This window comes from Pedobacter sp. Leaf216, assembly GCF_001421515.1.
GTDB lineage: Bacteria > Bacteroidota > Bacteroidia > Sphingobacteriales > Sphingobacteriaceae > Pedobacter.
The window spans coordinates 122,685-136,627 of sequence record NZ_LMKM01000036.1; the positions used below are offsets into that span (position 1 = coordinate 122,685).

General features: G+C 37.9%; 11 protein-coding genes. 5 read left to right on the top strand and 6 right to left on the bottom strand.

The window, feature by feature from the left end; all coding sequences use genetic code 11:
* Positions 1-59 precede the first annotated feature (59 nt).
* Complete coding sequence (locus tag ASE74_RS22265; RefSeq protein ID WP_055914284.1) at positions 60-3,143, bottom strand: VIT domain-containing protein; 3,084 nt, start codon at positions 3,141-3,143, stop codon at positions 60-62.
* A 130-nt stretch (positions 3,144-3,273) separates the two neighbouring features.
* Here ASE74_RS22265 and ASE74_RS22270 point away from each other — a divergent pair, with 130 nt between their 5' ends.
* Positions 3,274-3,597 (top strand): heavy metal-binding domain-containing protein, encoded by a 324-nt coding sequence (locus ASE74_RS22270; RefSeq protein WP_029281519.1) that lies wholly within the window; start codon positions 3,274-3,276, stop codon positions 3,595-3,597.
* 88 nt (positions 3,598-3,685) lie between these two features.
* Here ASE74_RS22270 and pfkA read toward each other — a convergent pair whose 3' ends face one another.
* From pfkA to ASE74_RS22290, 4 genes are all read right to left on the bottom strand, one after another.
* The gene (gene pfkA, locus ASE74_RS22275) at positions 3,686-4,669 is read right to left on the bottom strand and encodes a 6-phosphofructokinase (protein WP_055914288.1); all 984 of its coding nucleotides are present in this window, start codon (positions 4,667-4,669) and stop codon (positions 3,686-3,688) included.
* Positions 4,662-6,356 (bottom strand): protein-disulfide reductase DsbD, encoded by a 1,695-nt coding sequence (locus ASE74_RS22280; RefSeq protein WP_055914291.1) that lies wholly within the window; start codon positions 6,354-6,356, stop codon positions 4,662-4,664. The genes pfkA and ASE74_RS22280 overlap by 8 nt, the downstream gene beginning before the upstream one ends.
* A gap of 151 nt (positions 6,357-6,507) precedes the next feature.
* Entirely contained in the window at positions 6,508-6,957 is a 450-nt protein-coding gene (locus ASE74_RS22285) for a protein-disulfide reductase DsbD domain-containing protein (protein ID WP_055914294.1), read from the bottom strand.
* Between the two features lie 7 nt (positions 6,958-6,964).
* A complete protein-coding gene (locus tag ASE74_RS22290) occupies positions 6,965-7,741 on the bottom strand; it encodes a biotin--[acetyl-CoA-carboxylase] ligase (RefSeq protein WP_055914297.1) in 777 nt (258 codons plus the stop codon).
* A 44-nt stretch (positions 7,742-7,785) separates the two neighbouring features.
* Here ASE74_RS22290 and rsfS point away from each other — a divergent pair, with 44 nt between their 5' ends.
* From rsfS to ASE74_RS22310, 4 genes are all read left to right on the top strand, one after another.
* Entirely contained in the window at positions 7,786-8,160 is a 375-nt protein-coding gene (gene rsfS / locus ASE74_RS22295) for a ribosome silencing factor (protein WP_055914301.1), read from the top strand.
* A 27-nt stretch (positions 8,161-8,187) separates the two neighbouring features.
* Positions 8,188-10,209: an ATP-dependent zinc metalloprotease FtsH gene (ftsH, locus tag ASE74_RS22300; protein ID WP_055914304.1), complete on the top strand. Its 2,022-nt coding sequence runs from the start codon at positions 8,188-8,190 to the stop codon at positions 10,207-10,209.
* Positions 10,210-10,273: 64 nt separating this feature from the next.
* Positions 10,274-10,918, top strand: coding sequence for an LUD domain-containing protein (locus ASE74_RS22305; protein WP_055914307.1), 645 nt, complete (start codon positions 10,274-10,276; stop codon positions 10,916-10,918).
* A 332-nt stretch (positions 10,919-11,250) separates the two neighbouring features.
* The gene (locus ASE74_RS22310; protein WP_055914309.1) at positions 11,251-12,327 is read left to right on the top strand and encodes a 3-oxoacyl-ACP synthase III family protein; all 1,077 of its coding nucleotides are present in this window, start codon (positions 11,251-11,253) and stop codon (positions 12,325-12,327) included.
* On the opposite strand, the gene ASE74_RS22315 is transcribed toward ASE74_RS22310, so the two are convergent.
* Positions 12,324-13,811 (bottom strand): tetratricopeptide repeat protein, encoded by a 1,488-nt coding sequence (locus tag ASE74_RS22315; RefSeq protein WP_055914311.1) that lies wholly within the window; start codon positions 13,809-13,811, stop codon positions 12,324-12,326. The two genes, ASE74_RS22310 and ASE74_RS22315, sit on opposite strands and share 4 nt — an antisense overlap.
* Positions 13,812-13,943 lie beyond the last annotated feature (132 nt).

Genomic DNA, 13,943 nt, shown 5'->3' on the forward strand with positions numbered 1-13,943 from the left:
AACTGGCTATAAATTGACAACTCTGATCCATTAAATTATTTAATTGATGTTATCACCTTTTAAAAATTAAACTCACCAACAAAATTACCTCCGCTATTTCCTGATGCCAAAGGCAATACAATAACTTTTCTTTGCTGTTTGCCTGTAGCATACCGGGTATAAATTTCTGCAGTTACAGTTGTTGGTCCGCTGATATTTATCTGCCGGTCACCATAATAATTAACCTCAATTTTATATTTTCCCTTTATTGCTTTTTTGATCATAAACTGCTCCGGACCATAACCTGAAGTAAAATCGTTACTGATTCTGCCACCAATTTTTGTTTTTGAATTGCCGTAAAACCCTTTTTCGCCCGTTGGGTCAGTTAACCATAAATCGATATCGGTATCATTTTTATTCCAGTTAAGTACAACGCGCACATCAACAGGCAAAGGCTGAATCAAACGCTTATCTATTCCTTTTGTATCCAGTTTATTGCCATATTTTACAATCAGGTTATTTATTTCGGATATTATAATTTCTTCAATCCCCTGATCTCTATCGGCAATCTGGCTATTATAACTTTGAGTAAGTACTTTGTAGAGGTTATCTAAAGCAGCCTGATATTGCCCCTGATCAGCCAAGGCCAACGCATAATCACGGTAACTTTGCGCATCCATAGGCCGCCACTGCAGTATTTTTTGAGTAATAAAAATCTCGTTATTATAATTACCCGTTTGTTTCAGTTTATAAGCCAGGGTTTTGTATAAATCGGCATTTTCGAGGTCAAGATCAGCAATATTACTCAAAATGGTTAGCGCCCTAACGCTATCCTTTTGCTGATAAAACCAGTTGGCCACATCAAAATAAAACATAGGCGTACTGATATATTTAGGCCTTATTTTTAAATAGGCCATGTAAGCACTATCTGGCTTGCCTACCAAACTTTTCATATAATCTTTATCGCTTTTGAACTCGGGTAGTAAAATTGTTGGTTGAGGTTGCGGTACCTTAGCCTTATCTTTTAGTGTTACATTAACTCCGGCAACTTTTCCTGTAAGCGCATTGCCCGAACCTTCGAAAACTTTATTATCCGAAACTGAGGTTACCGCCCCTGTTACCACAGCTTTTCGTTGCGTTGCGTAGCCAACAACTACAATCTCATTTAATTGGTTGCTTTTTGCGGCCCGTCTCGCTGCCCCGGTAGGAGGAGATAGCGAAACAGCGATAGCCTGTGGCGAAGGCACAACCATTTCAGCTACTTTAGCAACTTCAGCCCGGCTACTTTTGGGCCTCGTATCAGAAGACCCATATAATGTAGGATCTCCGATCATATCCCTTTGCCCCGGGTCGGGATATCTTTCCTTTTTCTTTTCAGGTTCTTTATAACTAAAATCGGTGTTCCACCAGGCTTTTAGCTCCTTTGTCATGGCGGCGGCAGCATTTATCAAATCTTCCTTTCGCTCCAAAATGGCTGTTCTGCGTTGCTTTAAAACAGCATTGTAAGCCTGTTGAAGTTCAACTGGAGGTGCTATGTCATAACGTATATAATCGTCTAGATTTTCCAATACAATCAGGCTGGTGTTCCGTGTAACGATCCCAAACTGTTTACTCAAAATACTGATATCATCTTTATTTTCGTCGTAACGGATATCCATTTCTGCAATTTTCTTTTGTGCCCAAACGCGGCTTACATCAATACTGCTTAAAGTGTGTTCTGTAGGGTTTAAACGGACTGCCTGTTCTGAAACCACCGTATTTCCAAAGCCGAATTGCAGAATAAACTCAGTATTAAATTCGTTCATAATACCTGCAAGCGAAAAATGACCGTTTACGTTTACCCTCAATGATGGATAAGTTTGCCTAACGTTGCTGCCGTTTTTAATTCCTAAAAACTGTAGATTTTGCTGGTTCAGTTGTTTAAATCCATCTTCAACAGAAATGGAATTCAGATTAACAAATTGTCCGCCAGTTTTCATGCTGATGAATTTCAAAGTGCTGTAATCAGCCTTTAGCGCGGTATTGATGCAATGAATGGGTTTATTTAATGCTACCGTGTTTTTACCGAAGGTGGATAGCCCGTCGCTGAATAAAATATACTCATCGGCCTGGAGAGCTCTCGTATTTATCGCACTGAAATTTGTACCGCCATCGTACACTAAACTTTTTAATTTGTTTCTCAGTTCAGTCCAATTTCCGTTATTGATAATGAAAGTTCCTGCATATTTAAAGCCGTTGTTAACCAGGCCCAATTGTATTGTTAAGTTTTGTTTTTGCCTGATCATTAAATCTAGCAATTGTATTTCTTTCTCGGTATCTCGTTGAAGGCCACTTAACGATACATCCCAGATTAAACCAATATTGTTTGCCCATTGCTTTTTGCGGCTTTCTATTTTAGGAAAAACATTAACAAGAAAATAATATCCAGATGAAGCTTTTTGCATTTGTACCTCTGGCAGATTATTCCTTTTTGGAAGATTAATTGTGAGCCCCTTTTTTGGTTTATAGTTGCTTTTATTAATTTCGCCTACATATGTATTTCCGTTAACTTTTAAATCAAAACTTCCATCGGGCTGTTCACCAAGCTCAGGCTTTACAATACTCTCATACACAGTGGTTTTCAAAGTAAAGTTTTCTATAGCTTGGTTATAATCCAAAGGCAAATGATACTTTAAAGCATTTCCTTTGCTAAAACCCAGTTCTTCCTCATAACCCACAATAATTGTTCTACTTCCATTAGCAGGCAATGGGTAAATTCTGGTACGGAAATTATTTCCTTCCACCTTTTCCAGTAAGCCTGGATCAACCCTGCGCCGCTCAATACTTTCGAAAACTTCTGTTGCCTTGGCTTTTTCTACCGGCACCGCCTCACGCATTTTTCCATTTATATCTAAAGCATAACGGTTTATGCTTACACCCTCTGGCATAGGGAAAGTAAGTTCGCCTTCTAAAATGCGGCTGCTGTTATTGTAGAAAGTCATTGTCATTACCGTTGTGGCTATGTTTCCGGTAATCTGCACATCAATGGCTAACTTTTTAAGTTTAACCACATCTTTTTGATCGCTGGTTTCGGCCTGTTGTACCTTTAATACAGGCATTTGCGCCCGAAGAAAAAATGAAACCAAAAGTAAAAGGAGGGTGAGGAAGGTTTTAGATGCGCTCATAACTTGATTTTTAATATTGATGCAAAAACTTTCCCGATTACATAAATTTATTTTTCAAAGATCTTTCTCAATACATTCGAAAAAATGTAACATTTCTTAAAGAAGATGTTCTAATTAAAAAACTGAAACTATGTTAGTAACCACAACGCCTACAGTTGAGGGCAGAAAAATTATAAAATATATCGGTTTAGTTACCGGCGAAACGATTATTGGAGCAAATATTTTTAAGGATTTATTTGCTGGGATAACAGATATAGTAGGAGGGAGATCGAGTTCCTATGAACGCGTTTTACGAGAGGGAAAAGATACAGCTGTTAACGAAATGCAACAGTATGCAGCAGCGTTAGGCGCAAATGCAATTGTTGGAGTTGATTTGGATTATGAAACCGTTGGGAGCGGTGGCAGCATGTTAATGGTAAGTGCCAATGGCACAGCTGTAATTTTAGAAGATTAAGAAATTGCTTATCGCGAAAAACTAAGCAAAAACAAGAAAGTCTTTCCGGTGCGGGAAAGACTTTTCTTTTATAATTCATTTTTTTCGCTTAAAACGAAAGAATATCAATTAGCTTCAACCATTTTGCGCTCACTTTTTCAGCGTTAATGTGTTTAATAGCATGATCGAAAGGAGTAAATACAATTTCCCGGTTTATCTGACCAGCCATTACACCACTTTCGCCATTAATTAAGCCTTCTACAGCAGCAACACCCAACCTGCTGGCCAATACGCGATCCATACAGGTTGGTTTTCCTCCACGTTGGATATGCCCCAAAACCGACACTTTCGTATCATAATGCGGGTATTTCTCTTGAAGAATTTCGCCAACTTTAAAAGCACCACCGGTATCATCTCCTTCGGCCACAATAATAATTTTTGAGGCTTTATCTTTACGGCTATGTTCAAGTTTGTGCAAAATATCGTCTGCATTCATGTTTGCTTCAGGAATCATAATGGCTTCGGCACCTACACCAATACCGCTTCTTAAAGCAATTAAACCAGAATCGCGCCCCATTACCTCAACAATAAAAAGCCTGTCGTGTGATTCTGCAGTATCTCTAATCCTGTCTACAGCATCAATAACCGTATTAATGGCAGAGTCATAGCCAATTGTAAAATCAGTACCTGCCAAATCGTTATCAATCGTACCAGGCAAACCCACAATAGGAAAATCGAATTCCTTTGAAAAGATATTGGCACCCGTAAATGTTCCATCCCCACCTATTACAATCAGGGCATCAATTCCTAAAGCTTTCAGGTTAGCATAAGCGGTTTTTCTACCTTCTGCGGTTCTAAAAGCTTCACTTCTGGCGGTTTTTAGTATGGTACCACCTCGCTGAATGATGTTTGCTACAGATTTGCGGTCCATAGAGATATAATCATTATTGATCAGCCCTTCGTAGCCACGGATAAAACCGGTTACTTCAATATCATAATAAATAGAGCCCCTAACTACGGCCCTAATTGCGGCGTTCATGCCTGGCGAATCGCCACCAGAGGTTAAAACACCAATATTCTTAATCTTATTCATTTGTTTGTTTCTTTCCTTTGAAAATATCTAAGGCGCTTTGCAAATATAGTGCATATTCTTTTGCATCAAAGATTGCTCCTTCTGGTTTAACTAAAGCATTAAGGTCATGACCAGCCAGTACATAAAAAGGCTGAGAATTAGAATTATACTTCGTTGCCTGAAAATCTGCATTCCACGCGCCTAAAGTTTCTGTGTTTTTGCGCAAAATAGAAGAATAATGAACTTGATTAGACGGCACTTTAACTGATGTTTCATCAACGTAAAGCTGTATTAAAACAAATTCTTCTTTAATTAAACGTCCTACTTCTGAATTTATCCAGACTTTATCTTCCATTTTTCTGCAATTCACACACGCATGTCCGGTAAAATCGATCATCACTGGTTTGTTTACTTTTTTTGCAAATGCTAATCCTTCTTCCAAATCAAAAAATGCATTAAAGCCATGTGGAGGATGTAAAACATCCTGATATTTTACAGAAGCAGGAAAATTGGAAGAACTGTTTGATGCCTGAGTGTTGCCGCCTAAAATAAAATCTTGTGTATTAAGAGGAGGAGCTAATCCACTTAATACATTTACTGGTGCCCCCCATAATCCGGGTAAAATGTAAACCGCAAATGAGAATGATAAAATGGCGAAAAATAATCGGGGCACTGATACGAAAGGTAAATCGCTATCATGAGAAAACTTAATTTTACCCAGCAGATAAATGCCCATTAAAGTAAAAATAACGATCCATAAACAAAGGAAGATCTCTCTATCAAACCACTCCCAATGCCATACCAAATCTGCGGCAGATAAAAATTTTAAAGCTAACGCAAGTTCTAGGAAGCCCAAGCAAACTTTTACACTATTTAACCAACCACCAGATTTAGGGAGCGTATTTAAAAAGCCTGGGAAGATTGCAGATAAGGTAAAGGGTAATGCCAAAGCCAAAGCAAAGCCAAACATTCCTACTGCAGGGCCGAGCACAGCTCCCTTTGAGCTAGCCTCAACAAGTAAAGTTCCGATGATTGGCCCTGTACAAGAAAATGATACCAGTGCTAAAGAAGCGGCCATAAAAAAGATACCGCCTAAACCTTTACTCGAATCTGCTTTTTGATCAATTTTATTTACAAAAGAACTTGGCAATGTGATTTCAAATGCGCCGAAAAAAGAAATGGCAAATATGATGAGCAGGATAAAGAAAGCAAAATTAAACCATCCACTGCTACTCAATTCATTTAATTTCCCAGAACCGAAAATTAAAGTAATCAGTAATCCAAAAACGACGTAAATAACGATTATCGAAATACCATAGATTATTGCTTGTCCTATCCCTTTTTTTCTACTCCCTGCTCTTTTTGTAAAATAGCTAATGGTTAATGGCACCATTGGAAATATACATGGCATTAAAAAAGCCAAAAACCCACCAAATAAACCTTTAAGAAAAGTTTGCCAAAGGGTTAGTTTTTCAGAATCAGTGGTTTTTGTTGTCTTTAAGGTGGTTGCCTTCGTTGTATCTTTTTTTACAGTGTCTTTTACAAGATGATTCGCCGCACTATCCTGTGCAGAACCAACCTCGGTAAAAACAATATCATCGGGAGGAGCGGTTGATGTGGTATCTTGGGTTACAATAGCGTAACTCTTAACAGCGGGCAATGCAATAAACATTGTGGCCATTAATAACAATAATAAAACCTTTTTCATTTGTGTGTTTAAGTGTGTGTGTGTTTGAAACCGTGAAATTAAGAATAATTTTATAAACGGTTTTTTTTAAACCACCTCAGCACGCAGATTTTACTTTAAAAAGAAACAGTCCTGAAAATTCAGGACTGCTTGTAAATATTTTGAGGTTCAACTATTTAACCGGAATGCTAAACTCAACTTCTTCTGGCGGAAGACACTGTTTATCGTTACAAACCATAAACTCTACCACTCCTTTTACAACTGTTGTTGCCTTATTTAATTTAACTTTTTGTTGAAAAATTACTGATTTTTCGAAATAACTTACATTCATTTTGAAAGTGCTTTCGTACTTAACAATCGCTTTGGGTTCTATTGTTTTTCCAACCAGGCTAAAATCTTTTGATGGGGAAAAAGTAAAAGTAGTTTTAACCGGTCCGCCATCTTTAACATTTTGAGAATAGATGTGCCACCTATCTTCAATTGTTGCTTTTAAATAAATTACAGCTTCTGTTCTACTTATTTTCTTTGCAGAATAAGCCCAGGTTACTGGTTTTTCGATCTGAGCGAAGGCACCTGCAATGGTAAAAAGAACCATCGAAAGCACTAGGGTGATTTTTTTCATTATGTGTTTATTTTGTGTGTGTAAATTCAATTTCTTTAAAGTTGAAAGCCTTTAATCCGTCTTTAGTTTCAACAGTTAACCTGCCATTTTCTTCAACTCCTGTTATTCTCCCTTCAAAAACCTCGCCGTGTTGTTTATATAATGCCCAAACATTTAAGTTATAAAGCTTGGCAAGGTAATCATTTTGTAAAATAGTATATTTCCCTGCTCTCAAAATTAAGTAGTATTTCTCCAGAAACGTGAAGATTTTCGCCATAATATCCATTAAAAGCACATCTTTTTGTAAAATTTGAATGACGGAGGTAGCCCTTTGGCTGATGTTATCAGGAAATTCCTTTTGATTGATGTTTAACCCAATGCCAATAACTGATGATTTAATAGAAGAACCTGTCAGTGTATTTTCAATGAGAATTCCACCCAGTTTTTTATCCAGGTAATACATATCGTTTGGCCATTTTACCTTTATTCCCTCCGGCACAAAACATAATAAAGCATCGCTAACCGCTAAACTAACGGCAATATTAAGATAAAACTGTTTATCGAGCGGCAGGAAGGATGGCTTTAGATAAATACTGGTACTAATGTTTTTGCCCGCCTGCGTTTGCCAAACGCTTTCCTGCTGTCCTCTACCGGCAAACTGATTATCTGCCATAATTACAGTCCCTTCGGCTAATGGCTCGGATTTTGACACCAAATCTTTTAAAAAGTTATTGGTAGAATCAACCTCTTTTAATTTGATTAAATTTTGACCAACAAATAGTGTCGAAAAAGTGTTATTTTGCAAGTGTTGAATTTATAATATTGTAATTCCAAAATTAAAGCATTTTAATGGTAAAAAAGAAAATAGTAGCCCTTTCTACATACCTTTCTGAGTTAGCCGTACACGGCATTCAAGAAAAAAAAGGAGAAGATATAGTGCGGTTAGATCTTAGAAATATTCATACTTCAGTAGCAGATTACTTTATCATTGCAAGTGCCACCTCAGGCACCCAGGTTAAAGCTATTGCCGATAGTGTAGAAAAAGAAATATATAAGGCCACCCAGGCCGACCCAAGACATAAAGAAGGTTTCGAATCTGCAGATTGGATTATTCTAGATTATTTTGATGTGGTTGTGCACATTTTTAAAACCGAAAAGCGCCACTTTTATGGCATAGAAGAACTTTGGGGGGATGCGGAAAGCACAAATTATCAGAGCGCATAACCTTTAGAACCATTTTGAAAAAGACAAATGAACGACAATCAAAATACCAACGAAAAACAAGGGAAAAGAATACCCAATATCCCCAAGAAACCACAAAAGGGATCGAAATTTAATATTTTTTGGGTTTATGCAGCAATTATTATAGCCATTATTGCCGCACAATTTTTATTTACTACCGATGGTGGTAAAGAAGTTACCTATCAAAAATTCGAACAACAAATGTTGCTTAAAGGCGACGTTCAAAAAGTTGTTGCCTATAAATCAGATGATTTAGTACGGGTAGAGGTTTATATCAAGAAAGATAGTTTAGAGAAAAAGAAGCTGTATGATGCTTATAAAAGCAATAGCACTTTTAATGTAAACAACAGTAATGCAAGCCCGGTGGTGTATTTCAATGCAGGTACAATGGACGGTCTTGATAAACAATTGGCAGAATCGCAAGTAAGTTTACCTCCAAACCAGCCACGTATTTTGGCAGAAAAAACCAGCCGCAGCAATCCATTGGCTAGCTGGTTCCTGAGCATTATTCTTCCGGTACTACTTCTAATCGGTTTCTGGATCTTTATGATGCGCAGAATGGGCGGTGGAGCCGGCGGCGGTGGTCAGATTTTTAGCATCGGAAAATCGAAAGCTACATTATTCGATAAAGAAAGCCAGGTGAACATTACATTTAATGATGTTGCCGGTTTAGAAGAAGCTAAAACTGAGGTAATGGAAATTGTAGATTTCCTTAAAAACCCTAAAAAATATACCGATTTAGGTGGGAAAATCCCTAAAGGTGCTTTATTGGTCGGTTCGCCGGGTACTGGTAAAACCTTATTGGCTAAAGCTGTTGCAGGCGAGGCTCAGGTTCCATTCTTCTCTTTATCAGGTTCTGATTTTGTTGAAATGTTTGTTGGAGTAGGTGCTTCACGTGTGCGTGATCTATTTAAACAAGCAAAAGATAAATCGCCTTGTATCATTTTCATTGATGAGATTGATGCAATTGGTCGTGCCCGTGGTAAAAACGGCGTGATGGGTGGTAATGATGAACGCGAAAACACTTTAAATCAACTTTTAGTTGAGATGGACGGTTTCGGCACCAATACACATGTTATTATCTTGGCAGCAACCAACCGTGCTGATGTTTTAGATAAAGCTTTATTAAGGGCCGGTAGGTTTGACAGACAGATTTATGTTGATTTACCAGATGTTATTGAACGTAAACAGATTTTCGAAGTACACATTACTCCACTTAAAAAATCAGAAGAATTAGATACCGAATTTTTAGCCAAACAAACTCCAGGGTTTTCGGGTGCTGATATTGCCAACGTTTGTAATGAGGCCGCTTTAATTGCTGCACGTAAAAACAAATCGGCAGTTGATAAACAGGATTTCTTAGATGCTGTAGACAGAATTGTTGGTGGTTTAGAAAAGAAAAATAAAATTATTACCCCAAGTGAAAAACGTGCCATCGCAATTCACGAAGCTGGTCATGCTACCGTAAGCTGGTTGTTGGAACATGCGGCACCGCTTGTTAAGGTTACTATTGTTCCACGCGGACAAAGCCTGGGTGCAGCCTGGTATTTACCAGAAGAACGTTTGATTGTTCGTCCGCACCAAATGCTTGATGAAATGTGTGCAACAATGGGTGGCAGAGCAGCCGAAAAAGTAATGTTCGATACCATTTCTACCGGCGCACTTAGCGATTTGGAGAAAGTGAACAAACAAGCAAGAGCGATGGTTACCATTTATGGCTTAAACGATAAATTAGGAAACATTACTTACTACGATTCGTCGGGTCAGAATGAATATAATTTCTCTAAACCATATTCAGAAGATACCGCTTTAACCATTGATAAAGAAATTTCGGCACTGATTGAAGGTCAATATCAAAGAGCAATCAATTTATTGGAAGAAAATAAAGATAAATTGATTCAACTTGCTGATATCCTGATCGAAAAAGAAGTTTTATTTAAAGATGATTTAGAAGTGATTTTTGGTAAACGTTTATTCGAAAATCAAGGCGAAAATGGAACTCCCGGACATATTACTCCGGTAGAGGCATAAATAAATAATTTCTATTATTACATTTGCTACCCTAGTTAATCATTAGGGTAGCTTTTTTTTTATAATGAAGGATAATACGACAGCGAAGGAACAAATACTAAAAAAGATAAGGAAAGCACTATTAGAGAAACGCGAAAACCCTTATCCAAATTTAGAAGAAAGTCAACTGTATAAAAAAAATACAGATGAGCTGGAGGTATTGTTTGCCGAACAGCTTACTGCCATTTCGGGTAATTTCATTTTCTGCGAGGATGGGATCGATTTTTTTGAGAATATCCTTCAGCTGGCCGATAAATTTAAATGGCGCAAAATATATTGCTGGGAGCCAGAACTCCAACAGTTTTTAAGCAAATACGAATTTCCTTTTTACCAAACAGATAAAGATTTCGAACAGGCAGAGGTGGGTATCACCCTTTGCGAAGCACTTGTTGCCCGCAACGGAAGCGTAATGGTAACTAACCAGAGTGCCGCCGGAAGAAGGCTCAGTATTTTCCCACACCACCACATTGTAATCGCGAGAACAAGTCAGTTGGTGTTAGACCTAAAAGATGCTTTTCAGCTGTTGAAGAATAAATATGGCAACCAAATCCCATCAATGATCAGCAACATTACTGGCCCCAGCAGAACTGCCGATATTGAAAAAACATTGGTTTTAGGAGCGCATGGCCCAAAAGAGCTTTTTGTGTTTTTGATTGATGATTTTAGTTAAGAAATATATTAATCACTAAAAATTTTATCCAGTCTTCTTTGAAAATTGATATGCCCTCGCTTCTTATCAGGTTATTACAAAATCTACATCAAATTAAAGTGCCATTAGTGGTGGCCTATTCTTCGATTCAAACTGCAATTCAGGTATTTTAAAAATTTATAGGTATCGTTGGCAAAACTCAAAATATGCTTTAATGATTCTTTAAAAAATAGTATCTTCATTTTCTGGTTAAATGACAGGGTGGGCTGTTAAAAAAATAAATTTATTTTCGATTATCGAATATAATTGATAGTTTTATACTACATACCGTTTTAGTATGCGGTATTATAATTATGAGCAAAGCAATAAATACGGTAATTACCGGCACCGGAAGTTATATTCCTCAGAATATTATTTCAGGTAGTGAATTTTTAAATTCTACATTTTTTGAGAATGGAAACCGATTGGAGAAGGAGAATTCAGAAATCATTAATAAGTTTTCTGAAATTACCGAGATCGTTGAAAGACGCTACGTCTGCCCCGAGCAGTTAAGCAACCATATTGGTGCCAAGGCTGCAGAAAAAGCTATAGAAAACGCCGGTATCGATAAAGAAACCTTAGATTATATTATCTTCTGCCATAATTTTGGCGATATCCCGTTGGGAAGTAACCGTACAGATGTTTTACCCGCTTTAGCAGCGAAAGTAAAACAACAATTAGGCATCCAAAACCCTGATTGTGTTGCCTACGATATCATTTTTGGATGCCCGGGATGGGTTCAGGGTGCGATACAGGCTGATTATTACATTAAAAGTGGCGATGCAAAACGGGTAATGGTAATTGGAGCAGAAACCTTAAGCCGCATTATCGATCCGCACGACCGTGATAGCATGATTTTTTCGGATGGTGCCGGAGCTGTAATTTTTGAAGCAGAAGAATCAGACGAAAAGAAAGGTATTCTGGCCCATAAAACCGAAACCCATGCGGTGAATCACGGCAACCTTTTAATCATGGGCAAAAGTGCTCATCCGGAGGAAACCAATGGAAACCTTTACTTAAAAATGAATGGCCGTAAACTTTATGAGTTTGCAGTAATTCAGGTGCCGCAGGTGATTAAAAAGGCTATTGATAAAGCTGGCTTAACTGTAGATGATGTAAATATTGTGTTTGTGCACCAGGCCAACGGAAAAATGGATACCGCCATTATGAAGCGTTTATTTAAGCTTTATGGTAAAGATACCGTACCAGAAAATTTAGTGCCGATGACGATTTCGTGGTTGGGAAACAGTTCAGTAGCAACTGTACCAACTTTGTTGGATCTGGTTTTAAAAGAACAGGTAGAAGGTTATAAAGTTAAAGCTGGTGATGTAGCGGTTTTTGCTTCAGTTGGAGCAGGGATGCACATCAATGCTTTTGTACACCGTTTTTAATTCGTCAATCTTCTTAACCCGGCTTTTGCCTGGCTTTCAATACTGCTTTCAAATTCATGATTTTTCATGCTTATGGCCGTATTGAAAGCCTCTTTTGCTTTAGCGGTATTTTTCTTCCGTTCGTAAACCTTACCCATCTGCAATGCAGCATTTGCAGCAAAATAATATTTCAGGTTTCTGCCTCCATTGATGGTTTCCTGATAAGCAGCTAAAGCTTGGTCATCCTTACCTAAATCATCATAAATTCTTCCCAAGCGGTAATTAAACTCTGTTTTATCTCTATCATTCGTATAATCACTTGCTTTCTTATCATTGAGCGTTTGCAGTGCCCTGCTTAAATAGCCTCCATCAAATAAAAGCCGGGCTTTTAAAAGATCTAACGTAGGCGTTCCGGCGGCAGCTTCGCTTTTGGCCTGCTTGTCTTTTTCCATATAGGTATAGCCATTTTTAACAGCCTTTGCCGCAAAGGCCGTATAACCGGCCTTATCTCCCTTCAGAAGTCCTATCCAGCCGAGATGCAGGTAAGCGTCTTTAACAAAATTAACGCCCTTGGTTGCTTGTAAAAAGCGGTTAAAATACGTAGCTGCATTAAGATCCAATTTATTCAAATGCGCAATACCTTCAAGGTAATCTAAATATGGGAAAGGTTGATAAACACCACCTTCAGGCCGCTTGGCCAAAATGGAGATGGCCTCTTCGCTGTGGCCGTTCTTAATGCATACATAACTTTGTAAATAGCTTTTTAACAAACTGGTATCGGCAATCCTTTCGGTATATTTTATGGTTTTGGCATAGGCCTGGGGGCTATGCGCTACATCAGTTAATACATAGGCATAATAAAACACCACTTCTTCATAAAATGGCTCATAGGAAGATTTAGGCAGGTTATCGGCAAGTTTTTCGAACATATTCAGTCCATTTTGGAGATTGCCTTTTATGCCAAAAGTAGAAAGTGCTGTTTTAAGGGCTCCATCTGGTAAATTACCTAAAACGGCATTAATTAAACCCAATCCTTTAAGGTTAAGGTGAAAGTTGGGGAATTTCTTATTATTTTCCTGTAAAAGGCTGTTCGCTTTTTTTACTTCCATTGCCGCATTAAAATATTCTCCAAAACGGCCCCTTATTAAAGCCCATTGCAGATTGATTTCTGCCTGTGCATATAAGTAATATGGCGAATTTTTATCATCATCGCTGATTTGATCCAAACGGGCAGATTTATTCACTTTCAAGCGGTCGAAATCAGCTTTGCTTTCCGATGTTAAAACGGTAAAATAATCTACATAATTTTCTAAAAGCGGAATGATGGAGTTATTTGGATGTTGCTTTTTTTCGGTAGAGATATATGCCCTGGCATTGCCCAATTTCAGTTCGAAGATGCTTTTATAGGCATTTAGGCAATTGCTGTTAAAATCGAAGTTTGCAAATGAAAACAGAGGAGAAATGAGCAGGGCAGAGGTTACAAAAAAACGGAAGCTTTTATTCATTCGGGATTCTATTTCGGTTTAATTATGCGCACAAAGCAACAGGGCTTTCACATTAACATCAATTATTTACTAAAACGCTAAAAATGTACTCTTGTTTTGTGTACACAAAAAATGGGCGTATATAAAAAACGT

Excerpts from the sequence above, each read along its gene's own strand:
- ASE74_RS22265 (WP_055914284.1), bottom strand. The coding sequence starts at position 3,143 with ATGAGCGCATCTAAAACCTTCCTCACCCTCCTTTTACTTTTGGTTTCA.
- ASE74_RS22270 (WP_029281519.1), top strand. The coding sequence starts at position 3,274 with ATGTTAGTAACCACAACGCCTACAGTTGAGGGCAGAAAAATTATAAAA.
- pfkA (WP_055914288.1), bottom strand. The coding sequence starts at position 4,669 with ATGAATAAGATTAAGAATATTGGTGTTTTAACCTCTGGTGGCGATTCG.
- ASE74_RS22280 (WP_055914291.1), bottom strand. The coding sequence starts at position 6,356 with ATGAAAAAGGTTTTATTATTGTTATTAATGGCCACAATGTTTATTGCA.
- ASE74_RS22285 (WP_055914294.1), bottom strand. The coding sequence starts at position 6,957 with ATGAAAAAAATCACCCTAGTGCTTTCGATGGTTCTTTTTACCATTGCA.
- rsfS (WP_055914301.1), top strand. The coding sequence starts at position 7,786 with ATGGTAAAAAAGAAAATAGTAGCCCTTTCTACATACCTTTCTGAGTTA.
- ftsH (WP_055914304.1), top strand. The coding sequence starts at position 8,188 with ATGAACGACAATCAAAATACCAACGAAAAACAAGGGAAAAGAATACCC.
- ASE74_RS22305 (WP_055914307.1), top strand. The coding sequence starts at position 10,274 with ATGAAGGATAATACGACAGCGAAGGAACAAATACTAAAAAAGATAAGG.
- ASE74_RS22310 (WP_055914309.1), top strand. The coding sequence starts at position 11,251 with ATGAGCAAAGCAATAAATACGGTAATTACCGGCACCGGAAGTTATATT.
- ASE74_RS22315 (WP_055914311.1), bottom strand. The coding sequence starts at position 13,811 with ATGAATAAAAGCTTCCGTTTTTTTGTAACCTCTGCCCTGCTCATTTCT.